The sequence below is a fragment of the Candidatus Palauibacter sp. genome (genome assembly GCF_965213655.1).
Lineage (GTDB): Bacteria > Gemmatimonadota > Gemmatimonadetes > Palauibacterales > Palauibacteraceae > Palauibacter.
On record NZ_CBDBZT010000001.1, the window covers coordinates 116,051 to 142,221 of the forward strand.

General features: G+C 68.9%; 23 protein-coding genes and 1 tRNA gene. 17 read left to right on the plus strand and 7 right to left on the minus strand.

The annotated features are described in order from the left end of the window. Nucleotides 1-4 precede the first annotated feature (4 nt). Both ACOOGH_RS00530 and cutA read left to right on the plus strand, forming a co-directional pair. Nucleotides 5-1,876, plus strand: coding sequence for an AMP-dependent synthetase/ligase (locus ACOOGH_RS00530; protein ID WP_420447059.1), 1,872 nt, complete (start codon nt 5-7; stop codon nt 1,874-1,876). Then, the gene (cutA, locus tag ACOOGH_RS00535) at nt 1,873-2,193 is read left to right on the plus strand and encodes a divalent-cation tolerance protein CutA (RefSeq protein ID WP_420447060.1); all 321 of its coding nucleotides are present in this window, start codon (nt 1,873-1,875) and stop codon (nt 2,191-2,193) included. The genes ACOOGH_RS00530 and cutA overlap by 4 nt, the downstream gene beginning before the upstream one ends. A gap of 32 nt (nt 2,194-2,225) precedes the next feature. Here the strand turns inward: cutA and ACOOGH_RS00540 are convergent, their stop codons facing one another. The 5 genes from ACOOGH_RS00540 to ACOOGH_RS00560 are packed head-to-tail and all read right to left on the minus strand — an operon-like array spanning nt 2,226 to nt 6,701. Next, complete coding sequence (locus ACOOGH_RS00540) at nt 2,226-3,011, minus strand: cytochrome c oxidase assembly protein (RefSeq protein WP_420447061.1); 786 nt, start codon at nt 3,009-3,011, stop codon at nt 2,226-2,228. A gap of 9 nt (nt 3,012-3,020) precedes the next feature. Next, nucleotides 3,021-3,713 (minus strand): SCO family protein, encoded by a 693-nt coding sequence (locus ACOOGH_RS00545; RefSeq protein ID WP_420447062.1) that lies wholly within the window; start codon nt 3,711-3,713, stop codon nt 3,021-3,023. Further along, nucleotides 3,710-5,299 (minus strand): DUF445 domain-containing protein, encoded by a 1,590-nt coding sequence (locus ACOOGH_RS00550; RefSeq protein ID WP_420447063.1) that lies wholly within the window; start codon nt 5,297-5,299, stop codon nt 3,710-3,712. The genes ACOOGH_RS00545 and ACOOGH_RS00550 overlap by 4 nt, the downstream gene beginning before the upstream one ends. Next, on the minus strand, nt 5,299-6,252 hold the full coding sequence (locus ACOOGH_RS00555) for a hypothetical protein (protein ID WP_420447064.1): 954 nt from the start codon (nt 6,250-6,252) through the stop codon (nt 5,299-5,301). Before ACOOGH_RS00555 ends, ACOOGH_RS00550 begins: the two co-directional genes overlap by 1 nt. Then, nucleotides 6,249-6,701, minus strand: a complete 453-nt coding sequence (locus ACOOGH_RS00560) for a DUF1499 domain-containing protein (RefSeq protein WP_420447065.1) — start codon at nt 6,699-6,701, stop codon at nt 6,249-6,251. The genes ACOOGH_RS00555 and ACOOGH_RS00560 overlap by 4 nt, the downstream gene beginning before the upstream one ends. Nucleotides 6,702-6,836: 135 nt before the next feature. On the opposite strand from ACOOGH_RS00560, the gene ACOOGH_RS00565 reads away from it, so the two are divergent. From ACOOGH_RS00565 to ACOOGH_RS00635, 15 genes are all read left to right on the plus strand, one after another. Then, complete coding sequence (locus ACOOGH_RS00565; RefSeq protein ID WP_420447066.1) at nt 6,837-7,829, plus strand: sugar phosphate nucleotidyltransferase; 993 nt, start codon at nt 6,837-6,839, stop codon at nt 7,827-7,829. Beyond that, nucleotides 7,826-9,067 (plus strand): LeuA family protein, encoded by a 1,242-nt coding sequence (locus ACOOGH_RS00570; protein WP_420447067.1) that lies wholly within the window; start codon nt 7,826-7,828, stop codon nt 9,065-9,067. The genes ACOOGH_RS00565 and ACOOGH_RS00570 overlap by 4 nt, the downstream gene beginning before the upstream one ends. Continuing rightward, a complete protein-coding gene (locus ACOOGH_RS00575; RefSeq protein ID WP_420447068.1) occupies nt 9,064-9,675 on the plus strand; it encodes a hypothetical protein in 612 nt (203 codons plus the stop codon). The genes ACOOGH_RS00570 and ACOOGH_RS00575 overlap by 4 nt, the downstream gene beginning before the upstream one ends. A 2-nt stretch (nt 9,676-9,677) precedes the next feature. After that, nucleotides 9,678-10,709, plus strand: a complete 1,032-nt coding sequence (locus tag ACOOGH_RS00580; RefSeq protein WP_420447069.1) for an isocitrate/isopropylmalate dehydrogenase family protein — start codon at nt 9,678-9,680, stop codon at nt 10,707-10,709. Beyond that, nucleotides 10,710-11,054 (plus strand): hypothetical protein, encoded by a 345-nt coding sequence (locus ACOOGH_RS00585; RefSeq protein ID WP_420447070.1) that lies wholly within the window; start codon nt 10,710-10,712, stop codon nt 11,052-11,054. It begins immediately after the preceding gene. Next, a complete protein-coding gene (locus tag ACOOGH_RS00590; RefSeq protein WP_420447071.1) occupies nt 11,036-11,317 on the plus strand; it encodes a hypothetical protein in 282 nt (93 codons plus the stop codon). Before ACOOGH_RS00585 ends, ACOOGH_RS00590 begins: the two co-directional genes overlap by 19 nt. Further along, on the plus strand, nt 11,314-12,498 hold the full coding sequence (locus tag ACOOGH_RS00595) for an acyl-CoA dehydrogenase family protein (RefSeq protein WP_420447072.1): 1,185 nt from the start codon (nt 11,314-11,316) through the stop codon (nt 12,496-12,498). Before ACOOGH_RS00590 ends, ACOOGH_RS00595 begins: the two co-directional genes overlap by 4 nt. A 125-nt stretch (nt 12,499-12,623) precedes the next feature. Next, complete coding sequence (locus ACOOGH_RS00600; RefSeq protein WP_420447073.1) at nt 12,624-15,866, plus strand: VPS10 domain-containing protein; 3,243 nt, start codon at nt 12,624-12,626, stop codon at nt 15,864-15,866. Next, entirely contained in the window at nt 15,847-19,116 is a 3,270-nt protein-coding gene (locus tag ACOOGH_RS00605; protein ID WP_420447074.1) for a VPS10 domain-containing protein, read from the plus strand. The genes ACOOGH_RS00600 and ACOOGH_RS00605 overlap by 20 nt, the downstream gene beginning before the upstream one ends. Continuing rightward, the gene (locus tag ACOOGH_RS00610) at nt 19,097-20,074 is read left to right on the plus strand and encodes an MBL fold metallo-hydrolase (RefSeq protein WP_420447075.1); all 978 of its coding nucleotides are present in this window, start codon (nt 19,097-19,099) and stop codon (nt 20,072-20,074) included. Before ACOOGH_RS00605 ends, ACOOGH_RS00610 begins: the two co-directional genes overlap by 20 nt. After that, nucleotides 20,071-21,033 (plus strand): homocysteine S-methyltransferase, encoded by a 963-nt coding sequence (gene mmuM / locus ACOOGH_RS00615; RefSeq protein WP_420447076.1) that lies wholly within the window; start codon nt 20,071-20,073, stop codon nt 21,031-21,033. Before ACOOGH_RS00610 ends, mmuM begins: the two co-directional genes overlap by 4 nt. Before the next feature lie 7 nt (nt 21,034-21,040). Next, the gene (locus ACOOGH_RS00620; RefSeq protein ID WP_420447077.1) at nt 21,041-23,305 is read left to right on the plus strand and encodes a DUF5916 domain-containing protein; all 2,265 of its coding nucleotides are present in this window, start codon (nt 21,041-21,043) and stop codon (nt 23,303-23,305) included. Nucleotides 23,306-23,343: 38 nt separating this feature from the next. Then, entirely contained in the window at nt 23,344-24,723 is a 1,380-nt protein-coding gene (locus ACOOGH_RS00625) for a pyridoxal-phosphate dependent enzyme (RefSeq protein WP_420447078.1), read from the plus strand. Nucleotides 24,724-24,802: 79 nt separating this feature from the next. Beyond that, a complete protein-coding gene (locus ACOOGH_RS00630) occupies nt 24,803-25,039 on the plus strand; it encodes a FitA-like ribbon-helix-helix domain-containing protein (protein ID WP_420447079.1) in 237 nt (78 codons plus the stop codon). Next, nucleotides 25,036-25,461 carry a type II toxin-antitoxin system VapC family toxin gene (locus ACOOGH_RS00635; protein WP_420447080.1) on the plus strand — a complete coding sequence of 142 codons (426 nt, stop codon included), beginning with the start codon at nt 25,036-25,038 and terminating at the stop codon, nt 25,459-25,461. The genes ACOOGH_RS00630 and ACOOGH_RS00635 overlap by 4 nt, the downstream gene beginning before the upstream one ends. On the opposite strand, the gene ACOOGH_RS00640 is transcribed toward ACOOGH_RS00635, so the two are convergent. Further along, nucleotides 25,458-25,934 carry a YbaN family protein gene (locus ACOOGH_RS00640; protein ID WP_420447081.1) on the minus strand — a complete coding sequence of 159 codons (477 nt, stop codon included), beginning with the start codon at nt 25,932-25,934 and terminating at the stop codon, nt 25,458-25,460. The two genes, ACOOGH_RS00635 and ACOOGH_RS00640, sit on opposite strands and share 4 nt — an antisense overlap. Before the next feature lie 61 nt (nt 25,935-25,995). Next, nucleotides 25,996-26,069 (minus strand) — tRNA-Arg (locus ACOOGH_RS00645). Nucleotides 26,070-26,171 lie beyond the last annotated feature (102 nt).

A 26,171-nucleotide genomic window follows, 5' to 3' on the forward strand; every position in this document is an offset into this window, starting at 1 on the left:
CGGCGTGCAAGCCTCGAGCCCGCTCCCGGAAGACTATCGGCCCGGCACGTTGGCCGACCTCTTCCTGGACGGGCTCTCCCGGCCCCGCGATGACGCGGCGCGCACGCGTGGATCCGATGGGGTCTGGGCTTCGGTCTCCACCGATGACATCGGGGGCCGCGCCCGTGCGATCGCGCTCGGGCTCCGCACCAAGGGCTTCGTAGCGGGCGACCGCGTCGCCATCCTCTCGCAGACCCGCCTCGAATGGGCCCTGGCGGACTGGGGCATCGTCATGGCCGGGCTCACCTCCGTCCCGGTCTACCCCGTGCTCCCCGCCGACCAGGTCCGCTACATCCTCGCGGACTCCGGCGCGCGAGCCGTGTTCGTGGAAGACCAGGAGCAGCTGGACAAGATCGCGGAGGTGGAAGGCGACCTCCCGGCTCTGGAGCTGGTGATCGCGTTCGGCGCCGTGACGGCGCCCGGGGGGTCCTCGCTCGTCACGATGCAGCTGGATGCCCTCTCCGATCTCGGCGAGTCCGCACCGGAGGCGCTCGCGTCGACCTATGAATCCCACGCCCGAGCGACGCGTCCGGAGGACCTGGCGACGCTCATCTATACATCGGGCACGACCGGCGACCCGAAGGGGGTGATGCTCACCCACGCCAACTTCCATTCGAACGCGGACATGGCGCTGCGGGTCTTCCCCATCGACTCCACCCATGTGGCCCTCGCGCTCCTGCCACTGGCGCACGTGTTCGAGCGCACCGTCGGTCACTACATCATGTGGAGAGCCGGCGTCACCGTCGCGTACGCGGAGTCGCCCAACACGGTGGCCCGCGATCTCGGCGAAGTCTCTCCCACCTTCATGGCCGCCGTCCCGCGCGTGTTCGAGAAGGTGCTCGAGAGGGCCGAAGCCAGCGCCCGGGAGGCGGGTGGGGCGAAGCAGAAGATCTTCAATTGGGCGCGCGGCGTCGGCGAAGCGCGGGCGATGGCCGAACTCGAGGGACGCCCGGTCGGGTCTGGTCTTCGCCTCCAGTCCGCGCTCGCCGACCGCCTCGTGTTCTCGAAGCTGCGCGCCCGCACGGGAGGACGGGTCCAGTACTTCGTGAGCGGCGGAGCCCCGCTGGCGCCCGCCGTGGCCCGCTTCTTCTTCGCGGCGCGCCTGCCCATCGTCGAAGGCTACGGGCTCACGGAGACATCGCCCGCCGTCAGCTTCAATCCGCTCGATGCGATCCGCCTCGGCACGGTCGGGAAGCCGATCCCCGGCACCGAGATCCGGATCGCGGGGGACGGAGAGATCCTCGTTCGCGGGCCGCAGATCATGGCGGGCTACTTCAACAAGCCCGAAGCGACGGCCGAAGCCATCGACGAGGACGCCTGGTTCCACACCGGCGATGTGGGCGAGATCGACGAGGACGGATACCTCCGGATCACGGACCGCAAGAAGGATCTCATCATCACCGCCTACGGCAAGAACATCGCCCCCCAGCCCATCGAGGCCGAGATCAAGCGGCATCCGATGGTGGCGGAGGCCGTGATGCTGGGCGACGGGGGAAAGTTCCCGATCGTCATCGTCGTGCCGGAATTCGAGGCCGTCCGTCCGGAGTTGCACGGAGTCGAGGAAGCGGCGGACGCCGACCTCGTCACCGACGCCCGGACGCGCGGCATGATCGAGCGCGCCGTGCGCGAAAGCTGCCGTGACCTCGCACACTATGAGCGGCCACGCGACGTGCTTCTCGTGCCCGGCCCGTTCACCGTCGAGAGCGGGGAACTGACGCCGACGCTCAAGGTCAAGCGTCGCGTGATCGAGGCCCGTTTCTCCGGCGCGATCGAAGCGCTCTACGAGCGGGCCGAGGACGCCATGAGCGGGCGGGACAAAGAGCGGGACCGGCCGTGAGCGGCGTCGTGGTCGGGCTCGTCACCGGGCCTGACCGCGAACAACTCGTGCGGCTGGGACGGGCCCTGGTCGAAGAACGGCTCATCGCCTGTCTGAACGTCGTGGACCGCGTGACCTCCGTGTATCGCTGGGAGGGCGCGGTGTGTGAAGAGGCGGAAGCCCTCGGCATCCTCAAGACGACCGCCAGCCGCAGCGACGCGGTCGAGAGGCGCGTCCGCGAACTCCATCCCTACGATGTCCCCGAGATCCTCTTTCTCCCCGTGCCCGCCGGCTCCGCGCCCTACCTGGACTGGGTCTCCGGACAGGTGAGCGACTAACCCGGCGTCCGAGCCAGCCGGCCCGCTGCGCGTCAACCGGCGGCGTCGTTCTCCGAACGGTACCAGAACCAGAAGACGACGCCCGCCGCCGACCACAGGATCGTGCCGCCGCCGATCCGCATGATCAGGCCCGCGAGCCGCTGGTCTTCACCCGCCGAGAGCGCGCCCACGGGAGGCGCGAGTTCGTACGTCGCGTAGAAGGGGAGTTCCGCGAAGGTGAGGAAGACGTACGGCAGCGTCATCAACACGGTGCTCGCGATCAGATAGCAGATCCGCACGCCAAGCGGAAAACGCGGCCGGTGCGGGCGCGGGCTCACGACGGGCCACCAGAAGGCGAGTCCGCCGCCCAGCCACGCCATGTCCAGCGCGAGCGAGCCCGCCTGCGAGGCCATGAGACCGTCCACGACTTCCGGCCAGTGCGTCGCAATGACGATCGTGTGGAAGAAGAGCAGCGCGATGAGGGGCCGCGTGAGGAACTCGAGGAGGGAGGTCGGCCCGCCGACGCGCACGCGCTCCAGCGCCGCGCGCGGCAGTCCCGCGATGAGCAGGGGCGGGGCGAGGAGCGCGATGAGGAGGAACTGCACCATGTGCACCGAAGCCAGGTACCCCGAGCCCAGTGCGCCCACCGGCCAGTCCAGCGCGACCCAGAGCACGAGCACGCCGCTGGCGAAGCGGACGATCTCGAAGCGTGAAGGCGAGGCGCCTCGCGCAAAGGCCCGGTACCCGAAGCACAGGAGTGCGATGAAGAGCCACACGCCCGGGTAGGGGCGCCACGACCAGTCCCACGGGATGCCCTGCGCCGCGCACCACCATTGCATCGCGGGCCCTCAGCCGCCGTCCGTGCCCGCCTCGCCCGCCGGCCCCGAAACGGAGCGGTGGAGTTGCAGCAGCATGGGGAGGTCGTGGCGCCAGTCGGTCTGGCGGACGCCGCTCGGGTACAGCGCGCGCGCCACGCCGTCGCCGGTGATCGCGACGATCGGCGTCGCGTGTCCCACGAAATAGGGCTGTCCCGCGTCCGGCGGGGGCGACGTCGCCTCGATCCGGGCCGGCGGGAGGCGGAAACCGGCCTGGATCTCGTTCACCATCTCCAGCTCGCCGCCGAGGCCGACGAAGGACGCGTCGAACAGGTCCAGCCAGCTCCGCAGCCGCTCGGGCGTGTCGCGCGCGGGATCCGTCGTCACGAAGATGACCTCGATTTCGCGCCGTTCCGCGTAGGAAAGATCGCCGAGCGCGGCTCCGAGCACCGCCATCTGCACCGGACAGATGTCGGGGCAGTGCGTGTAGCCGAAGAAGAGCAGCGTGAGCGACCCAGCGGTCTCCGCCCGGAAGTCGTAGGGACGCCCCCGGGAATCGGTGAGGGTGAACTCCGGCACCTCGAACGGCTGTTCGAGCGCGAGCCCGCGCAATTCCCCCGTGCCCTCCGTGCGGTCGATCGCCGTGTCGGGCGGGGCGCAGGCGACCACCGTCAGGCCGAAGCCCCATACGACCCGGCTCACCGCCGAGAGGCGCGCCGGCCTCATCCGATCAGACCCCTGAGGAACTCCAGCACCGGGAGTGAGTCGAGAATCACGAGGCCCGTGCCGATGCCGGCGCCCAGCAGGTATCCGAGTCGCACGATGAGGTCGAACTCACGCTGGCTGATATCGCGAACAAGGTGTTCGATCCGTTCGATGGAGAAGTTCTCGATCTTGGTCGAGATACGGTCGGCGATCCGGATCCGCTCCGCCACCTCCGGCACCCGCTTCACGATCCAGTCCCACGCGGGCGCGGCCAGCGTATCCGAGAGCCGGACGGCGGCGTCCTCGCGCAGGAAACGCCCCAGGCGTCCGATCGGCGTGTGAAGAAGCCGGTCCGCCATCGGCTCGGCGATCGAGTCGAAGAGGACGCGTCCCGCGTCCGACCGGAAACCCGCCGCAAGCGACGCCGCCACACGGTCGGCCGGCACGGCGCGCAGCACGTCCGCCCAGCTCCGCTCTCCGAAGCGCTCGAGCAGTCCCTCGACCCGGTCGAGCAGGAAGGCGCGCGAGCCCGGATCCCGAGCCGCCTTCACGAGCCACTCCGCCATCGCATCGAGCGCGCTCTCGACCTGCGGATCGCCGGCGCCGCCGATCACTTCCGAGGGAGGATGCCGGAGGAACTCGACGACGCCATCGTTGACGTTGCGCGCGATCGCCGTCTGTACCTCCGGTTCGCGCAGCACGCCACCGAGGCGGTCGGCGCCTTCCTCCCGCAGCGCGTCGAGCGCCTGCGTGACCGTCTCTTCCGTCACGATGAGGCGAGCGACGACGCGCTGGTGGAAGCGAAGGTCCTGCATGAAGCGATCGAACAGTTCCCCGAGCACATGCTCGATCCGCGCTCGCGCGTCCGGGTCGTCGAGAAGCCGGCTCAAGCGCTCCATCGCGACCGGGAGATAGTCCCTGATCGCGTGCTCAAGCGCAGCCACGAGCCCCGCCGGAATCAGTTGTTCGAACGTCCGGTGCGGCCTCAGAAGTTGCCGCGCGGCCTCATCCAGGTGGCGGCGAACGGTCTCTTCGAAGGCGGACGAGTCGACGAGCCGCGCGAGCCAGCCGTCGATCGTCTCGCGGATGGCCGCGACCCGTTCCGGCTCCAGCGTCCCGGCCAGCGAAGCGTCGCTCAGCGACTCCCGGATGGATTCGAGGAGGTCCCCGGCTTCTTCCTTGAAGTCGGGCGAATCCAGCGTCCCTGCCAGGAACTCCCGCCCCTGCCCGAGAATCCGGGTGAGGAGTTCCCGAACCTCGACGAGCGCGGATTCGGGGAGGAGATCCGCCAGCGCGGGTTGCTCGCCTTCGGTCAGTTCGCTGGCGAGTTCGCGCAGCCTTTCCCGAAAGGCCGACTCGAGTTGCCGCAGCTCGGACGTGATGTCCTCCGGCGTGAGGAGGGCGCCGCCCACGACCCCGCCGACCGAGTCGGCCAACCGCTTCTGGTTCTTCGGCACCGCACCCTGCAGCCACCGCACGGGCCGTCCCAGAAACTTCGGCGGCCGGTAGGGATGGAAGATCATCCAGACGGCGATCCGGTTCGTGATCCCGCCCGCCAGGGCGCCGAAAGCCACCGTGACGAGCGCGCGCAGCCAGTCGAATTCCATCAGGGAGAGGGCAGCGTGGCGGAAAACCCGTTGAAGTGGAGTTCTTCCACGCCTACATAGAGCGTGGCCTCCATGCGGATGAGGGTCCCGTCGGCGGGGTCCTCGCTCATCAGCGGCCTGAAGCTTCCGCGCACCGTCGTACCGGGGATCTCGAAACGCCAGGCCGGGCCGAAGGTGCCACCCGGATCCGGTGGTTCGAGCGTCACGTCGCCCCAAGCCTCCTCGACACCGTGCAGCCAGGTGTGCGAAACGGCCGGCTGACCGATGGCGCCGGCATGGACCACGAGGCCATTCCCGAGTGAGTCGGCGAACACAAACGTCTGTCCGTCCGTCACCGCGACGGGAATGTTCAGCGCCCGGGCGGCGCGGCGAAAGAAGAGGATGCCGGGCACGACGCGATCCCCGGTCTGGAGCGCCGCGATCCCCAGCGACTCACGTTGTCCCGTGGGCCCCGTCCAAACCGACACTTCTTCGCCCGCCACGAGACGAACCGTGTCCGCGGCCCCGCCCGCGGGGTTCTCGCCCGCGGGGTCGCGGTCCGCCGGCTCGCTGAACAGGAGGCTCACGACCTGGCCGGCGTCGCCGACGCGTACCGCCATCCCGCGCGCAGGCAGGAGGCGCCACGCCGCCCGCGCCACGGAGAGGGTGTCCTGCGCCCTCATGAGCGGCCGCCAGCTGTCTCCCTCCGCGAGGCGGACGTCGTAGTCGAGGCGCAGATCCTCGCCCTCGGCCGTCTGATCGAACGAGGCGACGAACGCCGTCCCGTCGTCGGCCGCGAAGAGAAGGTGCGTCAGATAGCGCGCATCAACGGCAACCGCGAGAGCCTCGCCACCGATTTCTCCGCCAGTCTCCGACGTTTCGCCCGGGGGAGCTCCCGCGCACGCGGAGAGGGCGGCGAGCATACAGAAGAGCAGGCGGGGACAGGCCGCTCTGGCCGCGAGGCCCTGAATCACGCCTCCCCCGGTCTCTCCCCGCCGCCGTCGACGAGCGGAGGAAGCACCCTGGCGCGCGGCCCGAACGCGCGGTCGAGCGACTTCAGCAGGCGCTGGATCCGTCGCCGGTTCATGCCGAGATCGTAATCCCTGCGGCGTGCGCGAGAGAACACCTCGACCCGCGTGAGCCCGTTCGAGTCCAGGGCAACCCAGATCGTGAGGTCGTCGGCCCAGCGCAGGAGCGGGACCACGCACCGCACGGAGATAAGCCCGAGATCCTCGTCACGGTGGGCGAGCGTCCACCACCAGCACCGCGCCACGTACTTGAGCAGTTGGTCCCAGACCCGGGAGAAGGCAATTTCGTACAGGCGCGGCTCGGGTCCTCCCGGCTCGCGCGTGTCCGCCGAATGCTCGTGAAACCAGTGGGAGAGCCCGCCGCCGTGCCCGCCCTCGGGAGGCCCTTCGGTCATCCGGGGAGTCCTCGTTCCCCGGTTGCCCACGTCCGCCGCCGACGGATAGCTTGGCGATCCGCGGGGCCCGGTTGGCCCGGGCTCCCGGCCTCCGAAGGCCGCAGCACCACTCTCCCGAAACTCTGACGGTTCAACATGCAGGCCATAATACCGTTGGCGGGAATGGGTACAAGGGTCCGTCCCCACACCCACACCCGTCCCAAACCCTTGCTGCGCGTGGCCAATCGGCCTGTCCTTTCCTACGTTATCGAGCAGCTTCGGGCCGAGGGCGTCGACGAGTTCATCTGCATCACCGGGCACCTCGCGGACCGGATTCGGGCCTGGATGGCCGACGAGTTTCCCGGCCTTCCCGTCACCTACGTGGAGCAGGCCACCCAGCGGGGGACGGCCGACGCCATCGGACTGGCGGAACCCTACGTGAGGGGGCCCGTCCTCATCGTGTTCGTGGACACGCTCTTCGATGCCGACTTCAGCGTGCTGCACAGCCACGCCGACGCGTCCGGCATCCTCTGGGCCAAGGAGGTCGAGGATTACCAGCGCTACGGCGTCATCCTCACTGATGAAGCCGGTTACATGAAGCGGATCATCGAGAAGCCGTCGGAGCCGGTATCGAAGCTTGCGAACATCGGCGTCTATTACGTGAAGGATCATGAATTGATGTTCGAGGGGATTCGGCATGTGATGGACCGGGACCCCCACTTGGGGGAGTATTTCCTCACGGACGCGTTCCAGTACATGATCGACCGTGGCGCACGTCTCCATACGGCGGAAGTGGGCGGCTGGTTTGACTGCGGCAAGCCCGAGACGCTGCTGGAGACGAACCGGGTCATGCTCGAGCGCGGACACGGAGGGGATCCCGACCTCCCGGCTTCGGTCACCGTCGAGGGCGCCATCGCGGTTGCCGGCGACGCGATCGTCGAAGCCTCCGCCGTAGGCCCCAACGTGAGCATCGCCTCCGGGAGCCGTGTCCGGGGTTCGCGCCTCCGACATACGATCGTCGGTGCGGGCAGCGTCATCGAAGACTGCGATCTCGTACATTCCCTGGTCGGGGACCGCGTGAAGCTTCGAGGCGTACGCGGGAAAGTCAGTGTGGGAGACGACGGCGTCGTCGAAGGCGAGCAGGCGTGAGCCAGGACGAACTCATCTACGACTGGAACGCGCTGCCGGGGAGCCACGACTACGCGGCGTCAGGGGTCGAACTGAACGACGAGACGCTCCGCGACGGCCTCCAGAATCCGTCCGTCAAGGACCCGCCCATCGAGAAGAAGATCGAACTCCTACACCTCATGGTGGCCCTCGGCATTCACTCCGCCGACATCGGCCTGCCCGGCGCCGGCTCCCGAGCGTACGAGGCGTGTCTCGCGCTGGCTCGCGAGATCAGCGAGGGCGGACTCCCGATCACGGCCACCGCCGCCGCCCGCACGGTCCGGGCCGACATCGAGCCCGTGGCGCGCGTCCAGCAGGCGACCGGCCTGAGCATGGAGGTCGCCACGTTCATCGGAAGCTCACCGATTCGCCAATACGCCGAGGACTGGGATGTCGACCGCATCCTCCACTCGACGCGCGACGCCATCGGGTTCGCCATCGGCGAGGGACTCGACGTGATGTACGTGACGGAGGACACGACCCGGTCCCGGCCAAGGACGCTCGCCCGGCTCTTCTCGGCCGCGGTCGAAGCGGGGGCCCGGAGGATCTGCCTTGCGGACACGGTCGGTCACGCGACGCCCCACGGGGTGCGGCGACTCGTACGTTTTGCGAAGGACATCGTGGCCGGGACGGGAGAATCCGTGAAGATCGACTGGCACGGACACCGCGACCGCGGCTTCGGGCTGGCGAATGCGCTGGCGGCGATCGAGGAAGGTGTCGACCGGGTGCATGCCACCGCGCTCGGGATCGGCGAGCGGATCGGCAACGTCGAGATGGATCTGCTGCTCGTGAACCTCCGCCTGCTCGGGACGCACGATCACCCGATCGACCGGCTGTCGGAGTACTGCCGCGTCACAGCGGAGATGTGCGGAGTCGAAGTGCCCCACAACTATCCCGTGATCGGGGACGACGCCTTCCGGACGGGGACCGGCGTCCACGCGGCCGCGATCATCAAGGCCATGCAGAAGGGCGACGGCTGGTTGGAGGACCGCGTCTACAGCGGCGTCCCGGCCTCGATCGTGGGACGGAAGCAGATCATCGAGATTTCGCCGGTATCGGGCCTCAGCAATGTCCGCTTCTGGCTGAGCCAGCACGGGTACGATGCGGATGACGAGGCCCTCTGCGACGCCCTGTTCGGGCTCGCCAAGGAATGCGACCACACGCTGTCGGAGGAGGAGATCGAAGCCGAGATCGCGCGCGTCGAGGCAGCGCGCGCATGAGACGGCGGGCTGTGTCCTCGGGCGCGCTGGCCCTGCTCACCGCCGGGGCGCTGGCGGCGCAGCAGTCTCCGGCCGGCGACCTTCCGGCGGTGCCCGCGGGCGTGCCGGTCGTCGTCCTCCCCGTGCAGTCGGCCGTGCCGGAGCCCGGAGGGACGTGGGTCGGGGGGATGGAGAGCGCGCAGCACACGATCGACCTCCTCAACGCCGAGATCGAGTTCGCGTTCGGGGAGGAAGCGGGGGCCTCCGGCTGGGCGCTCGCGCCCGCCGTCGCGGCCCGTCTCGCCCGCAACCCGACGGTCGGCGTCGACCCGGGTCGGCTCGCGTACCAGGGCCTGCTGTCCGCTCCGGATCCCGGGGCGCAGCTTTACGAACCGCTGCACACGCAGCTCCGCCAGGTGGCCGCCCTCTTCGGCGCCTGCCTCGTTCTCCTGCCCCTCTCCGTCTCGTACCGGGAGAGCCGGGCCGTGCTCCAACTCGCCGTGATCGACGTCCGGCGCAGCGCCGTCCTCTGGCACGGCGCCATCGAGGGGGCGAACGCGGAGGCCGCCTCTTCCTTTGCGCTCACCACGCTCGCGTTGCGCCTGGCCGATCGATTCGCACCTTCGTGACGATGAAGACACTACACGATGTGACGCTGATTCCGGGCGACGGCATAGGTCCGGAGATCTCCGAAGCCACCGTCGCGATCCTGGAGGCGGCCGGCGCGCCCGTCCGCTGGCGCGAGTGCCTCGGCGGCGTGACCGCCATGGAGACCGTCGGAGAGCCGCTCCCGCAGGCGACCCTCGAATCGATCGAGGCGACCGGCGTCGCGCTCAAGGGGCCGCTCACCACTCCCATCGGCTCGGGTTTCCGGTCGGTGAACGTCGCGCTCCGCAAGCACTTCGATCTCTACGCGAACGTCCGTCCCGCGGTCACCCTCCTCCCGGCCGCCCGCTATCCGGACGTGGACCTCGTGATCGTGCGCGAGAACACGGAGGGCCTCTACGCCGGGATCGAGCACTTCATCGGGATGGAGAACGACCCCCGCGCCGTCGCCGAGTCCGTCATGCTGATCACGCGCTACGGATCGCGCCGCATCGTCCGCTTCGCGTTCGAGTACGCCCTCGCGCACGGCCGGCGTCTCGTGACCCTCGTCCACAAGGCGAATATCCTCAAGTACACGCAGGGCCTCTTCCTCGAAGTCGGGCGCAACGTGGCGGCCGAATACGAGGGCAGGGTGGAATTCGACGACAAGATCGTGGACGCCACGGCGATGCAACTCGCACTGGATCCGTACCGCTTCGACGTCATCGTGACGGAGAACATGTTCGGCGACATCCTCTCCGATCAGGTCGCCGGACTCATCGGCGGGCTCGGCTTTGCTCCGGGCGCCAACCTTGGCGAGAAGGCGGCGATCTTCGAGGCGGTGCACGGATCGGCGCCGGACATCGCGGGGCAGGGGATCGCGAACCCCACCTCCCTCCTGCTCGCCGGCTGTCTCCTGCTCGACCACCTGGACGAGCCCGAGATCGCCGCGCGCATCCGGGCCGCGCTGCACCGGACGCTCCAGGAGGGCGCCGCCCATACCCCGGACATGGGCGGCACGGCGGGCACCGCGGAGTTCGCCGACGCCCTCATCGCACGGCTGGACGGAGGGGCGTAGATGACCGGCAAGAGGCGCGAGGGCACGGAGGAAATCCGCTTCAAGGGCGTGATTTGCGGCGCCTGCGGCGAACTGTTCCCGCGGGACCGACTCGACGAGGACGACTGGTGCGAGGAATGCGGGCCGCGCATGCAACAGAGGATGCGCTGGTGGCGACACGTGATTGCGGCGCTCATCACCCTGCCGTTCGCGGTATGGGTGGCGATCTGGCTCGGGCGGTCGCCGGGACTCGATTTCCTTCCCGCGTACGCCTGGGCGCTGCCGCTGGTGGCTGCGTACTATCTCGGCTTCCGCATCGGCCGCGAGGTCGTAAAGGGGTACGGCCGATGGCGTCGCGGCCGTTAGGGGACGAGGGCCCGGCGGCCCGCCCCGGGACCGGGACGGCGGTCCGGACCTTCGCGGGGCTGCCGGCCGCGGCCCTGGCGACCATGGTCGGGATCGTGCTGATCGTCAACGCGCACGTGTACGGCTGGCCTGGCGTCGCCGGGGGCGTCTTCCTCGTCGTCGCCGGCATCGTGCTCGGCGTCCACTGTTTCCGCGCGGATACGTCCGCCGCCAACCATCCCGCAGCCACGGGCTGCCCAGAATCCGGAGAAATGCACGAATGAGTTTCGAGGGTGTCGACTACTTCAATCTCGATGCGCTCCTCGACGCGGAGGAGATCGCCATTCGGGATCTGGTGCGCGAGTGGGTGGATCAGGAAGTCCTGCCCATCATCGGCCACCACTACATCGAACGCACGTTCCCGCGGGAACTCATCCCGCAGATGGGAGAGCTGGGTTTCTTCGGGGCGAACCTCCCCGAGGAATACGGCTGCGCGGGTCTCAACAACGTGGCCTACGGCCTCATCATGCAGGAGCTGGAGCGGGCGGACTCGGGTGTGCGCTCCTTCGTGTCGGTGCAGAGCGCGCTCGTCATGTATCCGATCTTCGCTTTCGGGTCGGAGGACCAGCGGCGTCAGTGGCTGCCCCGGCTGGCGACCGGCGAATCCATCGGCTGCTTCGGCCTCACCGAGCCCGACTTCGGTTCGAACCCCGGGGGGATGATCACGCGGGCGGTCGAGGACGGGGATGAGTGGGTGCTCAACGGCGCCAAGATGTGGATCACGAACGGGTCGATGGCCGACGTGGCCGTGATCTGGGCCAAGACCGGAGACCTCGAGGATGTGGGCTCGATCCGCGGCTTCATCGTCGAGACCGGACGCGACGGATTCTCGGCCAGCGACCAGAAGGGGAAGCTCTCTCTCCTCGCCTCCGACACCTCCGAACTCGTCCTCCAGGACGTGAGGATCCCGCGCGAGAACCTCCTCCCGGGCACCGGCGGGCTCAAGAGTCCGCTCAAGTGCCTGACACAGGCCCGCTACGGGATCTCGTGGGGCGCCGTGGGTGCAGCCATGGGCTGCTACCGGGAGTCGGTCGAATACGCGAAGAACCGCATACAGTTCGACGGAACGCCGATCGCGCAGACCCAGATCCAGCAGGTCCGGATCGCCGACATGCTCACCGAGATCACGAAGGCACAGCTCCTCTGCCTGCGGCTCGGCCGGATGAAGGACGAGGGCACGATGCGGCCGCAGCACGTCTCGCTCGCAAAGCGGAACAATGTGAACGTGGCGTGCGAGTGTGCGCGCGAGTCGCGGCGCCTGCTCGGTGCGAACGGGATCCTCGCCGAGTACGCCTCCATGCGGCACATGGCGAACCTCGAGTCCGTCTACACCTACGAGGGCACGCACGACATTCACTCCCTCATCCTGGGACACGACGCGACCGGCCTCCCGGCCTACAACTGACGAGCAGGAGGCGGGTGGCGAGCTCGGATCGTCGGTCCGTCCGCGGCCCCCCGGGCTCTGGCCCGTATTCGTCCGGGGTCGCACGTTTCCTCGCTCAAACGACCCGTTTCACGAGGCAGAGAGCCATGTCCAACCTTCGCCGTTTCTCCATCAGTCTCGCCCTCGCCCTCGCGGCCGCCGCGCCGCTGGGAGCGCAGCAACTCACGCCCGAGCAGTACGAGGGGCTGCGGGCGCGCCACATCGGACCCGTGGGCAACCGCGTCTCCTCGGTGGCCGGCGTCCCCGGCGACCGCGACACGTACTTTGCCGGCGCCGCGACCGGCGGCATCTGGAAGACGGATGACGCCGGTCTGCACTGGCGGCCCGTGTTCGACGACCAGCCCGTGCACTCGATCGGCGCCCTCGCCGTGGCCCCGAGCGACCACGCGGTCGTGTGGGCGGGGACGGGCGAGACATCGATCCGCTCGAACGTCTCGATCGGAAACGGCGTGTGGAAGTCGACCGATGGCGGGGAGAGCTGGACCCACATGGGGCTCGAGGGCACCGGCCGCGTGGGCCGCATCCTCATCCACCCCCACGACGCGGACGTCGTCTACGTCGCGGCGCTGGGCCACGCCTACGCGGAGTCCGACGAGCGGGGCGTGTACCGGACCACCGATGGCGGATCTTCGTGGGAGAAGATCCTCTTCGTGGACAGCGGGACGGGCGCCTACGACATGGTCATGGACCCGGCGAACCCGCGGAAAATCTTCGCCACCATGTGGGACATCGATCTCAAGACGTGGAAGCGTGACAGCGGCGGGCCGGGGAGCGGGCTCCACCTCACGATGGACGGCGGCGACACGTGGACCGAACTCGAGGGGAACGGGCTTCCGACCGGAACGCTCGGCAAGATTGCCGTCTGCATGTCCCACTCGGACTCCGACCGGGTGTACGCCCTCATCGAGACGAGCGATGGCGTGCCGATGGAGGGCTACGAGGCCGACACGGGCGAGCTGTGGAGCAGCGACGACGGCGGCCGCACGTGGCGGCTCGTGAACTACAGCCACAACCTCGCCTCCCGGCAGGCCTACTACACCCGCTGCGGCGTCTCCTCCGATGACCGCGACGAGCTGTATTTCCTCTCGTCCAGCTTCAGCGTGAGCCGGGACGGGGGCGCGACGTACGAGATGTTCAACTTCCTCGGCGGCGGCCCTCCGGGCGGTGACCCGGCCGCCCCGGGGTGGGACCTGCACGACATCTGGGTCGATCCCACGAACGCGGACCGCGTCTTCATCGGCGGCGACAGCGGGGTGGGGATTACCGAGAACCGCATGAAGTCCTGGTCCCGCATGCAGCTGCCGATCGCGCAGATGTACCACGTCACCGTGGACAACGAGATCCCGTACAACGTGATGGGGAACCGGCAGGACGGGCCCTCCTACCACGGGCCATCGAACACGCGCTACACCGGCTTCTGGGCGCGCGGCCTGATCCCCCGCGGCGACTGGAGAACCGTCGGCGGCGGCGAGAGCGGCTTCGCGACGCCCGATCCCACGGATCCCAACATCGTGTGGTCGAGCGCCTCCGGGGCCGGCGCGGTCGGCGGCATCGTCGTGCGCCACGACCGGGAGCGCGGCCAGTTCCGCGACGTCGAAGTATGGCCGGAGTCCACGATGGGGTATCCCGCGGAGGAGATCCGCTACCGCTTCCAGTGGACCTTCCCGCTGCTCATCTCGCCGCACGACAGCGAGACGATCTACGTCACGAGCCAGCACGTGCACCGCACCCGCAACCGGGGCCAGAGCTGGGAGGTCATCAGCCCCGACCTGTCGACGAACGACCGCTCGAAGATGACGATCTCCGGCGGGCTCACACCCGACAACATCGGGGTCGAGTTCTGCTGCGTGATCTACGCCTTCGACGAGTCGCCCATCCAGCAGGGCGTGTTCTGGGCCGGCACGAACGACGGCCTCGTGCAGGTGAGCCGCGACGACGGCGCGACGTGGACGAACGTCACGGAGAACATCCCGAACCTGCCTCCCGACGGCATCGTGCGGAGCATCGACGCCTCCCGCTTCGACGTGGCCAAGGCCTACATCACGATCGAGCACCATCAGGTCGGCGACTTCGACGCGCGCGCCTACAAGACGGACGACTTCGGGGAGACGTGGACGCAGATCACGAACGGGGTCGACAACTACCCGGTCGACTACACGCGCTACCTGCTCGAGGACGCGGTCCGGCCGGGGCTCCTCTATCTCGGAACCGAGACGAACGTCTACATCAGCTACGATGACGGGGAAAGCTGGCAGCTGTTCATGCCGAACCTCCCGCCGACGCCGTACTACGGCCTCATCATCCAGGAGCACTTCAACGACTTCGTGGCCGGGACGTACGGGCGCGGCTACTGGATCCTCGACGACCTGAGCGCGGTGCAGCAGCTCACGCCGGAGATCGCGGCCTCCGACGCGCACCTGTTCGCGCCGCGCGACGCCTACCGCTTCAACGACATCTCCGAACCCCAGGTGATGTACGAGGACTGGTCGGTGGGCGAGAACCCGCCCAACGGGGCGTCGATCAACTACTGGCTCGGCGACGGCGAGGGGCGCGAGGTGAAGGTCCGGGTCGAGAATGGGGACGGCGAGACGCTGGCCACGCTCGACGGATCGAGCCACGACGGCTTCAACCGTGTGTGGTGGAACTTCCGGGGGCCGGACGCGAATCCGATCCTCTACCGCACGAAGCCGCAGTTCGCGGACTGGATGCCCATGCCCGAGGTCTCGCGGCAGGTCGGCGGCGGCTTCTTCGGCGGCGGCGGCGGGCCGCGCCAGCCCCCCGGTACGTATACGGTCACGCTCGTCGTGGATGGCGAAGACGCGGGGTCCGAGCAGCTGACCGTCCTCCGGGACCCGAACGCCGAAGGGTCGATGGCCGACATCCTCGCGCAGAAGGCGCTGCTCGACGACATCGTCGAGGACCGGAACCGGCTCGCGGACGCCGTCAACCAGATCGAACTCCTGCGGCGCCAGATTTACGACCTGCGCCCCGTGCTCGAGGAGGCGGGGGACGCGGAGGACGTGCTGGAGGCGGGCGAGGCGCTCGACGAGTTGCTCATCGAGGTGGAGGGCGAACTCGTGCAACTGAAGAACACCGGGCCCGACGGCGTGCGCTGGCCCTCGATGATCGGCGGCCGCCTGTCCTACCTGCAGCGCACGGTGGGCACGGCGGACTTCCCGCCCACGGACCAGCACGCCGAGGTGGCGCAGCTCCTGAGCGACCAGATCGACGAGGTGGAGGTCCGGCTGCAGGCCGTCCTCGCCGACGAACTCGCCGAGTTCAACCGGATGCTCCAGGCGCGAGTGGGGCGTGTCATCACCACGGAGTAGGCGTACCACGCCGGCGGCGGTGCTGGCGGCGGTGCTGGCGGCGGTGGTGTTCTCCGCCGCGGCTCCGACCGCCGGGCCGCTGGGGGCGCAACAGCTCGCGCCCCGGCACTACGACGGCCTGAGGGCGCGCCACATCGGACCCGTCGGCTTCCGCGTCGCCTCGGTGGCGGGCGTCTCCGGCGACCCGTCCACCTATTTCGCCGGCGCGGCAACTGGGGGCATCTGGAAGACGGATGACGCCGGTCTGCACTGGCGGCCCGTGTTCGACGACCAGCCGGTGCACTCGATAGGCGCCCTCGCCGTCGCTCCGAGCGACCACGCGGTCGTGTGGGCCGGGACGGGCGAGACGTCGATCCGCTCGAACGTCTCGATCGGAAACGGCGTGTGGAAGTCGACCGATGGCGGGGAGAGCTGGACCCACATGGGGCTGGAGGGCACCGGCCGCGTGGGCCGCATCCTCATCCACCCCCGCGACGCGGACGTCGTCTACGTCGCCGCCCTCGGCCACGCCTACGCGGAGTCCGACGAGCGGGGCGTGTACCGGACCACCGATGGCGGCTCCTCGTGGGAGAAGATCCTCTTCGTCGACCGCGGGACGGGCGCCTACGACATGGTCATCGATCCCGCGAACCCGCGGAAGATCTTCGCGACCATGTGGGACCTCGATCTCAAGACGTGGAAGCGCGACAGCGGGGGGCCGGGGAGCGGGCTCCACCTGACGATGGACGGCGGCGACACGTGGACCGAACTCGAGGGGAACGGGCTTCCGACGGGCACGCTCGGCAAGATTGCCGTCTGCATGTCCGCCTCGGATTCCGACCGCGTCTACGCTCTCATCGAGACGAGCGATGGCGTACCGATGGAGGGCTACGAGACCGACACGGGCGAGCTGTGGCGCAGCGATGACGGCGGCCGGACGTGGCGGCTGGTGAACCACAGTCACGACCTCGCGACCCGGCAGGCGTACTACACCCGCTGCGGCGTCGCAGCCGACGATCCGGACGAAGTCTACTTCCTCTCCTCAAGCTTCGCCGTGAGCCGCGACGGCGGCGAGAACTACACCCTGTATCACTTCCTGCGCGGCCCGTACGGCCGCCAGCCGTCCTCTCCCGGCTACGACCATCACGACATCTGGATCGATCCCGAGGACCCGAACCGGTCCATCATCGGCGGCGACATGGGCGTGCACATCACCGAAAACCGAATGGCGTCCTGGTTCCGCGTCCAGCTGCCGGTCGCGCAGTCCTACCATGTGACCGTGGACAACGCGATCCCCTACAACGTGATGGGGAACCTGCAGGACGGACCCTCCGTCCACGGGCCGTCGAACACGCGCTACGAGGGATTCTGGACGACCGGGATCATCCCGCGTGGCGACTGGATCAGCGTGGGCGGGGGCGAGAGCGGCTTTGCCACTCCCGACCCGACCAATCCCGACGTGATCTGGTCCACCGCGTCCGGGTCCGGCGCGCGCGGCGGGATCGTCACCCGGCACGAGTTGTCGCGCGGCCAGTCCCGCCACGTGGAGGTCTGGCCCGAATCCACCGGTGGCTACCCTGCCGAGGCGCTGCGCTACCGCTTCCAGTGGACCTTCCCCCTCCTCATCTCGCCGCACGACAGCGAGACGATCTACGTCACGAGCCAGCACGTGCACCGCACGCGCAACCGGGGGCAGAGCTGGGAGGTCATCAGCCCGGACCTGTCGACGAACGACCGTTCGAAGATGACGATCTCGGGCGGCCTCACGCCCGACAACATCGGCGTCGAGTATTGCTGCGTGATCTACGCATTCGACGAGTCGCCCCTCCGGCAGGGGGTGTTCTGGGCAGGCACGAACGATGGACTCGTCCACGTGAGCCGCGACGACGGCGCGACGTGGACGAACGTCACCGCGAACATTCCGGATCTGCCGCCGGATGGCGTCGTGCGGAGCATAGACGCCTCCCGCTACGACGTGGCCAAGGCCTACATCACGATCGAACACCACCAGGTGGGCGACTTCGAGGCGCGCGCCTACCGGACCGATGACTTCGGGGAGACATGGACCCGGATCACGAGCGGAATCGACAACCATCCGGTCGACTACACGCGCTATCTGCTCGAGGACCCGGTGCGGCCGGGGCTCCTCTACCTGGGTACGGAGTCGAGTCTCTATCTCAGCTTCGACGACGGGGAGAGCTGGCAGCGCTTCATGCCGAACCTGCCCCCGACGCCCTACTACGGGCTCGTCGTCCAGGAGCACTTCAACGACCTCGTGGCCGGGACCTACGGGCGCGGCTACTGGATCCTCGACGACCTGAGTCCCATCCAGCAGCTCACGCCGGAGATCGCGGCCTCGGACGCGCACCTGTTCCAGCCCCGGGACGCCTACCGCTTCAACCCAACCGCCGAGCCCATGATCATGTTCGCCGATCCGTCCGCGGGCGAGAACCCGCCCAACGGGGCGTCGATCAACTACTGGCTCGCCGGCGGGGACGGGCGCGAGGTCCGGATTCGGATCGAGAACGCCGCCGCCGAGACGCGGGCCACGCTCAACGGCTCGAACAGCGAAGGCTTCAACCGGGTGTGGTGGGACTTCCGGGGGCCGGGTCCGGATCCGATCCTCTTCAGGACGAAGCCGCTCCACGCGGAGTGGTTCCCCCTGCCGGAGGTCGCCCGCGCGAGCGGCGGACCGGGGAGTGCCGGGCCGCGGGACCCCCCCGGCACCTACACCGTCGTGCTGGTCGTGGACGGAGAAGCAGTCGGACGGCAGCCGCTGACCGTGCTCCGGGATCCCGACTCGGCCGGCAGCTTGGAGGACATCCTGGCGCAGAGGGAGTTGCTGGACGAGATCATCGCCGACCGCAACCGGGTGGCCGGTCTCGTCAACCGGATGGAACTGCTGCGGCGACAGATCCATGACCTGCGCCCCGTGCTTGAGGAGGCGGGAGACGCCGAGGATGTGCTTGCGGCGGGAGAGGCGCTCGACGAGGCGCTCATCGAGGTGGAGGGCGAACTTGTCCAGTTGAAGAACACCGGGCCGGACGGGGCGCGGTGGCCGTCGATGATCGCCGGGCGTCTGTCCTATCTTCAGGGCACGGTGGGGACTGCCGACTTCCCCCCCACGGACCAGCAGGCGGAGGTGGCGCGGATCCTGAGCGACCAGATCGATGAGGTGCAGGTGCGGTTCGAGGCCCTCCTCACCGGCGACGTGGCCGCGTTCAACCGGCTCCTCCAGCGGACGGTGGGGCGTGTCATCACCACGGAGTAGGGCCTTTCGCGGCGCTCCGCTGGTTGCCGCCACCCTTGCCTGGGGCGCCATGGCCTGTGCGCCGGACCCCGATGTGGCGCCCGAGTCGCGCGCTGCGACGGCGACGTTTTGCGCGGACGTGCCGCGGTGGCAGTACAGCGACCTGGATCGCGTGGAGGTCGGGAACGACTGGTTCCAGGCCTATCGCGTCGCCCCGCGGGTGTACGCGATCCATGAGCCGTTCCAGTTCCAGGAGGTCATCTCCTACCTGATCCTCGGCGACGATGGCGCGCTCCTGTTCGACACGGGGATGGGGATCGGTTCCATCCGGGCCGTGGTCGCCGAACTCACCGACCTCCCGGTCACCGTGCTCAACTCACACACCCACATGGACCACGTCGGGGGCAACGCGGAGTTTGAGCGCGTCCTCGCCATGGACACGCAGTTCACCCGCGTGCGGGCCCTCGGCCGCCCGAACGCCGAGGTTCGCGGCGAGGTGCACGAGAGCGCGCTCTGCCGACCCCTCCCCGCGGGGGTCACCGAGGACAGCTACCACACGCCCGCCTTCGAAATCGACGCCTTCGTCGGCGACGGCGACACGATCGATCTCGGGGCGCGGACGCTCGAAATCGTCGCCGTGCCCGGCCACACGCCCGACGCGATCGCGCTGCTCGACCGCGGGGCCGGCTTCCTGTGGACGGGGGATTCATTCTACGAGGGCCCGATCTGGCTTTTCGCGCCCGAGACGGATCTGGAGGCGTATCGGACGTCGATGACCCGGCTGGCCGACCTCGCCCCCGAGTTGACGACCCTGTTCACGGCGCACAACACGCCGGTCGCGCAGCCGTCCCGGCTCCTCGAACTTGCCGACGCTCTGGACGCCATGTTCGAGGGCATCGCCGTCGGCAACCCGATCCCGGGCGGAGTCGAGTTCGTGTTCGAGGGCTTCTCCATCCTGCTGCGCCGGGACCAGCTTTGACGGACCCCGTCCGCACGTTCCTCGAGCAGCAGGGGTTTCTGGTCCTCGACGGCGGCCTGGCTACGGAACTCGAGTCATCGGGCTGCGATCTGAGCGACGAACTCTGGTCGGCGCAGGCGCTCCTCGATGCCCCCGACGCGGTCCGCACCGCGCACCGCCGCTATCTGGAGGCGGGGGCCGACTGCATTGCCACGGCGACGTACCAGGCGACCTTCGAGGGCTTCCGGGCGCGGGGACTCGAAGAGGCGGACACCACGCGCCTGCTCGAGCATGCTGTCGAGATCGCCGTTTCGGCGCGCGACGACTTCATGTCCGATCTCTCGATATCGGCCGGCCGGCTCCGCCCACTCGTGGCCGCAAGCATCGGCCCGTACGGCGCCTTCCTTGCCGACGGATCCGAGTACCGGGGCGACTACGGGCTCTCCGCAGCCGACCTCTACGACTTCCACGCGCCCCGCTGGCAAGTGCTGGCCGAGACCGCGGCCGACCTCCTCGCCTGCGAGACTACCCCCTCCGTGGAGGAGGCCCGCGCCTACTGCCGGCTGGCCGCCGTCTCCCACCGCCCGACCTGGATCAGCTTCCAGTGCCGCGACCGTGCCCACCTCGCCGATGGCACGCCGCTCGAGACCGCGGTCGCCCTGTGCGACGCGGAGCCTCACGTCGTCGCGGTGGGCGTCAATTGCACGGATCCGGGCCTCACCGTGTCTCTCATCGGGGCGGCGCGCCGCGCGACCGGGAAGCCGATCCTCGTCTACCCCAACTCGGGGGAAGTCTGGGACGCCGAGGCGAAGCGCTGGACCGGCGCGGCGAACCCCGTGGACTGGGCGCGGAGCGCGGCCGAGTGGCTGGCGGCGGGAGCCGACGGCATCGGCGGCTGCTGCCGCGTCGGCCCGTCCGCGATCGCCGCCATCCGCGCGAGAACCGCATCTTCGCGGCGGACCGTCACTTCGGAGGGGTAGAGACCGCATGCGCACGATTCGTGGCATCGCCGCCATTGCCGTGCTCGCGGCCCCCGGCGTCCTGCACGCCCAGCAGGCGCCCCGGGCACGTGCGTCCGAGATCGAGGCGCCTCCCGTCATCGACGGCCGGCTCGACGACGACGCCTGGTCCAGCCTCCAGCCGCTCGATGGCTTCACCCAGCGCGAGCCCACCGAGGGCCAGCCGGTGTCGCAGTCGACGGAGGTCCGGGTCGGCTACGACGACGCGGCCCTGTTCATCGGCGCATGGCTCCTGGATGAAGACCCTTCCGGCATCGTCACGGGCCAGACGCTGCGAGACGCCTCCCTAAACGACTCCGACGCCTTCGTCGTCGTGCTCGACACCTACCTGGACCGGCAGAACGCCTTCGTCTTCGGCACCACGCCGGCGGGGATCGAGTACGATGGCCAGGTCACCGGCGAGGGGGTGGGCGGCGGCCGGGGGGGCGGCCGCCAGCAGCGCGGTTCGGCCGGCGGCTTCAACCTGAACTGGGACGCCTCGTGGGAGGTCGCCACGAGCCGGGACGAGCGCGGCTGGTACGCCGAGATGAGAATCCCCTTCTCGACGCTCCGCTACGGGGCCGGGGGAGCCCAGGACTGGGGCCTCAATCTCGAGCGCCGGATCCGCCGCAACAGCGAACAGTCGATGTGGGCGCCCCTGCCGAGGCAGTTCGATGTGTACCGGATCTCGCTCGGCGGAACCCTCACCCTCGAGGCCCCCGCGAGGCGAACGATCACGGTGAGCCCGTACGCGCTCGCGGACGGCTTCAAGGACTACGGCGTCCCGTCACCGGAGGTGGCTTTCAGCCGGCAGATCGGGGGCGATGCCAAGATCGGCCTCAATCAGAGCCTCACGCTCGATCTCACCGTGAACACCGATTTCGCGCAGGCCGAGGTGGATGACCAGCAGGTGAACCTCACGCGCTTCAGCCTCTTCTTCCCCGAGAAGCGCGCCTTCTTCCTCGAGAACGCGGGAACCTTCGCCGTCGGCGCGAGCCGTTCGGCCGAACTCTTCTTCAGCCGCCGCATCGGGCTCCAGAGCGGACGGGAGGTGCCGATCCAGGCCGGCGGACGGATGACGGGCAAGATCGGCGACTTCCAGGTCGGCATGCTCAATATCCAGACCGACGAGGCCTTCCACTTCGACGACGAGGCCGGCGTGAGCGAGCAGATTGCGCCGGCCAACAACTTCGGCGTGCTGCGAGCGTACCGGGAGTTCGGCAACAGATCACAGCTCGGAGGCATCTTCGTATCGCGGCTCAACACGGCCGATGCGGATGACCGCAACCTCACGTACGGCATCGACGGCCGGCTCGGCATCGGGGAGGCGCTGACCTTCGACGGCTGGGCGAGCCTCACCACGACGCCGGTCTCCGCCGGGGAGGATGCGCCGGGGTCGGGCTTCAACGGCGGCGAGTACGGCTTCGCCGGCGGCATGCGGTACGTGACGCGCGACTGGCAGGTCACGACCGGATACCGTCAGATCGGCGACGCCTTCAACCCCGAGGTCGGCTTCGTCAACCGGCGCGGCTACCGCCAGGTCAACTGGCGCTTTCTCCGCCACCTGCGCACGGAGGGCGTACCCTGGTTCCGGGAATTCCGGCCCCACATCTCCGGGAACAGCTGGTGGACGCTGGGCGGCTTCAACGAGTCGTATCTCGTGCACATCGACAACCACTTCGCCTTCGAGAACGGCGCGTTCTTCCAGCTCCCCGGCTTCAACTTCACCGGCGAGGGCCTCGAGGAACCGTTCGCGATCCGCGAGGACATCGTCATCCCGGCCGGCACGTACAACAACATCGACTGGGAGTTCAGGGCGAACACCAACCGCGGCGCCCCGCTCTCGCTCTCGGGCGGATGGGAGCTCGGGGGCTTCTACAGCGGGACCCGCTTCGGCCCCAACGCGACGCTCGCCTACCGCTACGGCGACAAACTGAGCGCGAGTTTGATCGCGAACTACTTCGACGTCCGTCTCGACGAGGGCAGCTTCAAGACGGCGGTCGTACGGTTCAACGCGTCGTACTCGTTCACGCCCCGCGTGTACCTGCAGGCCAACGTCCAGTACAACGACGATACGAAGGATGTCGGATCCAACGTCCGGTTCGCGTGGCTCGATACGGCCGGCACCGGGTTGTATATCGTGTGGAACGACACGAATCACACCGGCTCGCTCGAACGCACGGGCATCATGGCGGGGCCGAAGCAGCGTCAACTCGTCGTCAAGTACAGCCGGCTGTTCAACCTGGCCGGGTAGCCCGGCAAACGGGCCCGGCACAAGAGAGGCGGATCTTCATGTGGCACGAGGACATCCTGGGCACGATCGGCGGCACGCCGCTGGTGCGCGTGAACCGCCTCGCCGCCCACCTCCCCGGTACCGTCCTCGCCAAGCTCGAGTACTTCAACCCCGGTGGCTCCGTGAAGGACCGCATCGGGATCTCGATGCTCGAGGAAGCCGAAGAGCGGGGCGAGATCCGGCCCGGCGGCACGATCGTCGAGGGCACGAGCGGGAACACCGGCGTCGGACTCGCGCTCGCCGCCATCGCCCGCGGCTACCGCTGCGTCTTCGCGACCACGGACAAGCAGAGCCCGGAGAAGATCGCGATCCTGCGGGCGCTGGGGGCCGAGGTCATCGTCTGCCCCACGGCGGTCGACCCGGAAGACCCCCGCTCCTACTACCAGGTGTCACGCCGGCTGGCGAAGGAGATCCCCAACTCCTTCTACATGAACCAGTACGACAACCCCGCCAACGCGCGCGCCCACGTGCGGACGACGGGTCCGGAATTGTGGGAGGGGACGGAGGGCCGGATCACGCACCTCTTCGTGGGCTCCGGCACCGGCGGCACGATCTCGGGCTCCGCCGCCTACCTCAAGGAGCGGAACCCCGACGTGCGGATCATCGGCGTGGACCCATTCGGCTCCGTCTACTGGAAGTACTTCCACACCGGGGAGTTCGACGAGGACGAGATCTACCCCTACGTGACCGAGGGGGTGGGCGAGGACATCCTCGCCGGCAACATGAACTTCGACATCGTCGACGACTACGTGCGCGTCACGGACAAGGCGTCGATGGTCATGACCCGGCGGCTCGCGCGCGAGGAGGGGATGTTCCTCGGCGGCTCGTGCGGGATGGCGATGGCCGGCGCCCTCCAGTGGATGGAGGCGAACCGCGACGCGGTCGATGACGATTCGGTGCTCGTCGTGGTCATGCCCGACGGCGGCTATCGTGCGCTCGGGAAGGTATACAACGACGTCTGGATGCAGGAGCACGGCTTCCTCGACGAGGCCGAGACGCTCACCGCGGGGGCGCTCGCCAGGCGCCGTTCGACCGGGAAGGCGCTCGTCTCCGCCCCGGCCGACATGTCGCTCGACGACGCGATTACGGCGATGCGGGAACACGGCATCTCGCAGGTGCCGGTGATGGAGGGGGAGGAGGTCGTCGGCAGCCTCACCGAGCGCGACATCCTGCGCTCCCTCATGGGCGACCCGGACGCGCGTGCGCGGCTCGTGCGGGATCTCATGGGTCCGCCCTTTCCGGTGGTCCGCGCCTCCAGCCCCGTCCACGCCTTCGCGCGCCAGCTTCGCGGAGAGCAGCCTGCCGTGCTCGTGCGCGGAGAAGACGGCACGCTCGGCATCCTCACCCGCTCCGATCTGATCGCCGCCCTCGGCGCGTAGATCCTTCCGCGAGCCCTCAGACGTTCCCGCAGGAACGTGTCTGCTTGCAAAACGCTGCTACTGATGTCACGATGCTGTCATGAGCGTTCAGATCACCATCCGAGGCGTCTCCGAGGAAGTGCGCGACCGGTTGAAGGTCCGCGCGGCCTCCCGCGGCCAGTCCGTGCAACAGTATCTGCGTGGCGAACTCAAGCGGCTGGTGACGAAGCCCACCGTTCACGAGTGGATGGAGAACGTTCGCACCCGCAAGCGGTTGGCGGACAACCGCGTGAGTACCGAGAGCATCCTGCAGGCGCGAGACGCCGACCGGAGGTGACGGTCGTCGTCGACGCATCCGTCCTCGTGGCGGCGGTAGCCCACCTCGGGACGGAGGGCGCCTGGTCCGAAGCCGTCATCGCGGAAGCAGCTCGTGAGGGCCGAGCGTTGGCCGGTCCGCAGATCGTGACCGCCGAGGCCAGTAACGTTCTTCGTCGGTTGGAGCTCTCCGAGCGGCTGGAGAGCGCGGAGGCGAACCTTGCCCGGCACGACCTGCTCAGGCTCGAGATCGAGCTGTTCCCCTTCGAACCGCTCGCCGATCGCTCCTGGGAACTGCGCCACAACGTTTCCATCTACGACGGTTGGTACATCGCACTCGCCGAGACGCTTTCCTGCCCGATGCTGACGCTCGACCGGCGCCTTGCACGGGCCGTCGGCCCCACCTGCCGGATCCTCACCCCAACCGGGGCGGTCGGCGTCTAACTCTCGCCCGGGAGGGAGTAGAGGTGGGCCGTGACGAGCGCGGCGACGAGCAGGAGAAGGGCCACGAGCCAGAGCTGCCCCACCGCGAACACGGCCGAGATGAGGATCGTACTCCACAGGAAGATCGTCGCGCCGCGCCGTACGCGGGTGGAGATCACGCCGCGCTCCCGGTAGGCCGCGAGGTAGCGACCGAAGAGGCGGTTCTCGTACAGCCAGCGCTCGGCGCGCGGAGAACTGCGGGCGAAGCACCACGCGGCGAGGAGCAGGAAGCACGTCGTGGGCCACAGCGGCAGCACGATCCCGATGATCCCCGCGCTCACGCAGAGCGCTCCGATCCCCAGGTAGACGCCACGGCGCACCGGACCCGGCAGCGCCCGCGCGGCGCGCTCGGCAGCCCGGTGATCGATCGGGCACTGGGCTGCCGGCGAAGGGGGCGCGGTCTGGCCCCGGCGTATGTTCGGATTCGGCTTCATGTCGGCGAGGTTCGTCAGGGCTTGAAGTTCTCGGGATTCTGCCTCGTAGGACGACGGACCATGCGCCCGGGAGGACTCGAACCCCCAGCCTTCTGATCCGAAGTCAGACGCTCTATCCAATTGAGCTACGGGCGCGGGCGACGCGAGCCGAAAACGGTAGAACGGGCCCGCGTCCGATGCAACCGAGCGCCGTCTCCCGTCTCGGCGACCCGTCTCGCTCTGCAATGCTGTGTCCGG

Excerpts from the sequence above, each read along its gene's own strand:
- ACOOGH_RS00540 (WP_420447061.1), bottom strand. The coding sequence starts at position 3,011 with ATGCAATGGTGGTGCGCGGCGCAGGGCATCCCGTGGGACTGGTCGTGG.
- ACOOGH_RS00545 (WP_420447062.1), bottom strand. The coding sequence starts at position 3,713 with ATGAGGCCGGCGCGCCTCTCGGCGGTGAGCCGGGTCGTATGGGGCTTC.
- ACOOGH_RS00550 (WP_420447063.1), bottom strand. The coding sequence starts at position 5,299 with ATGGAATTCGACTGGCTGCGCGCGCTCGTCACGGTGGCTTTCGGCGCC.
- ACOOGH_RS00560 (WP_420447065.1), bottom strand. The coding sequence starts at position 6,701 with ATGACCGAAGGGCCTCCCGAGGGCGGGCACGGCGGCGGGCTCTCCCAC.
- ACOOGH_RS00565 (WP_420447066.1), top strand. The coding sequence starts at position 6,837 with ATGCAGGCCATAATACCGTTGGCGGGAATGGGTACAAGGGTCCGTCCC.
- ACOOGH_RS00575 (WP_420447068.1), top strand. The coding sequence starts at position 9,064 with ATGAGACGGCGGGCTGTGTCCTCGGGCGCGCTGGCCCTGCTCACCGCC.
- ACOOGH_RS00580 (WP_420447069.1), top strand. The coding sequence starts at position 9,678 with ATGAAGACACTACACGATGTGACGCTGATTCCGGGCGACGGCATAGGT.
- ACOOGH_RS00585 (WP_420447070.1), top strand. The coding sequence starts at position 10,710 with ATGACCGGCAAGAGGCGCGAGGGCACGGAGGAAATCCGCTTCAAGGGC.
- ACOOGH_RS00590 (WP_420447071.1), top strand. The coding sequence starts at position 11,036 with ATGGCGTCGCGGCCGTTAGGGGACGAGGGCCCGGCGGCCCGCCCCGGG.
- ACOOGH_RS00595 (WP_420447072.1), top strand. The coding sequence starts at position 11,314 with ATGAGTTTCGAGGGTGTCGACTACTTCAATCTCGATGCGCTCCTCGAC.
- ACOOGH_RS00600 (WP_420447073.1), top strand. The coding sequence starts at position 12,624 with ATGTCCAACCTTCGCCGTTTCTCCATCAGTCTCGCCCTCGCCCTCGCG.
- ACOOGH_RS00620 (WP_420447077.1), top strand. The coding sequence starts at position 21,041 with ATGCGCACGATTCGTGGCATCGCCGCCATTGCCGTGCTCGCGGCCCCC.
- ACOOGH_RS00625 (WP_420447078.1), top strand. The coding sequence starts at position 23,344 with ATGTGGCACGAGGACATCCTGGGCACGATCGGCGGCACGCCGCTGGTG.
- ACOOGH_RS00630 (WP_420447079.1), top strand. The coding sequence starts at position 24,803 with ATGAGCGTTCAGATCACCATCCGAGGCGTCTCCGAGGAAGTGCGCGAC.
- ACOOGH_RS00640 (WP_420447081.1), bottom strand. The coding sequence starts at position 25,934 with ATGAAGCCGAATCCGAACATACGCCGGGGCCAGACCGCGCCCCCTTCG.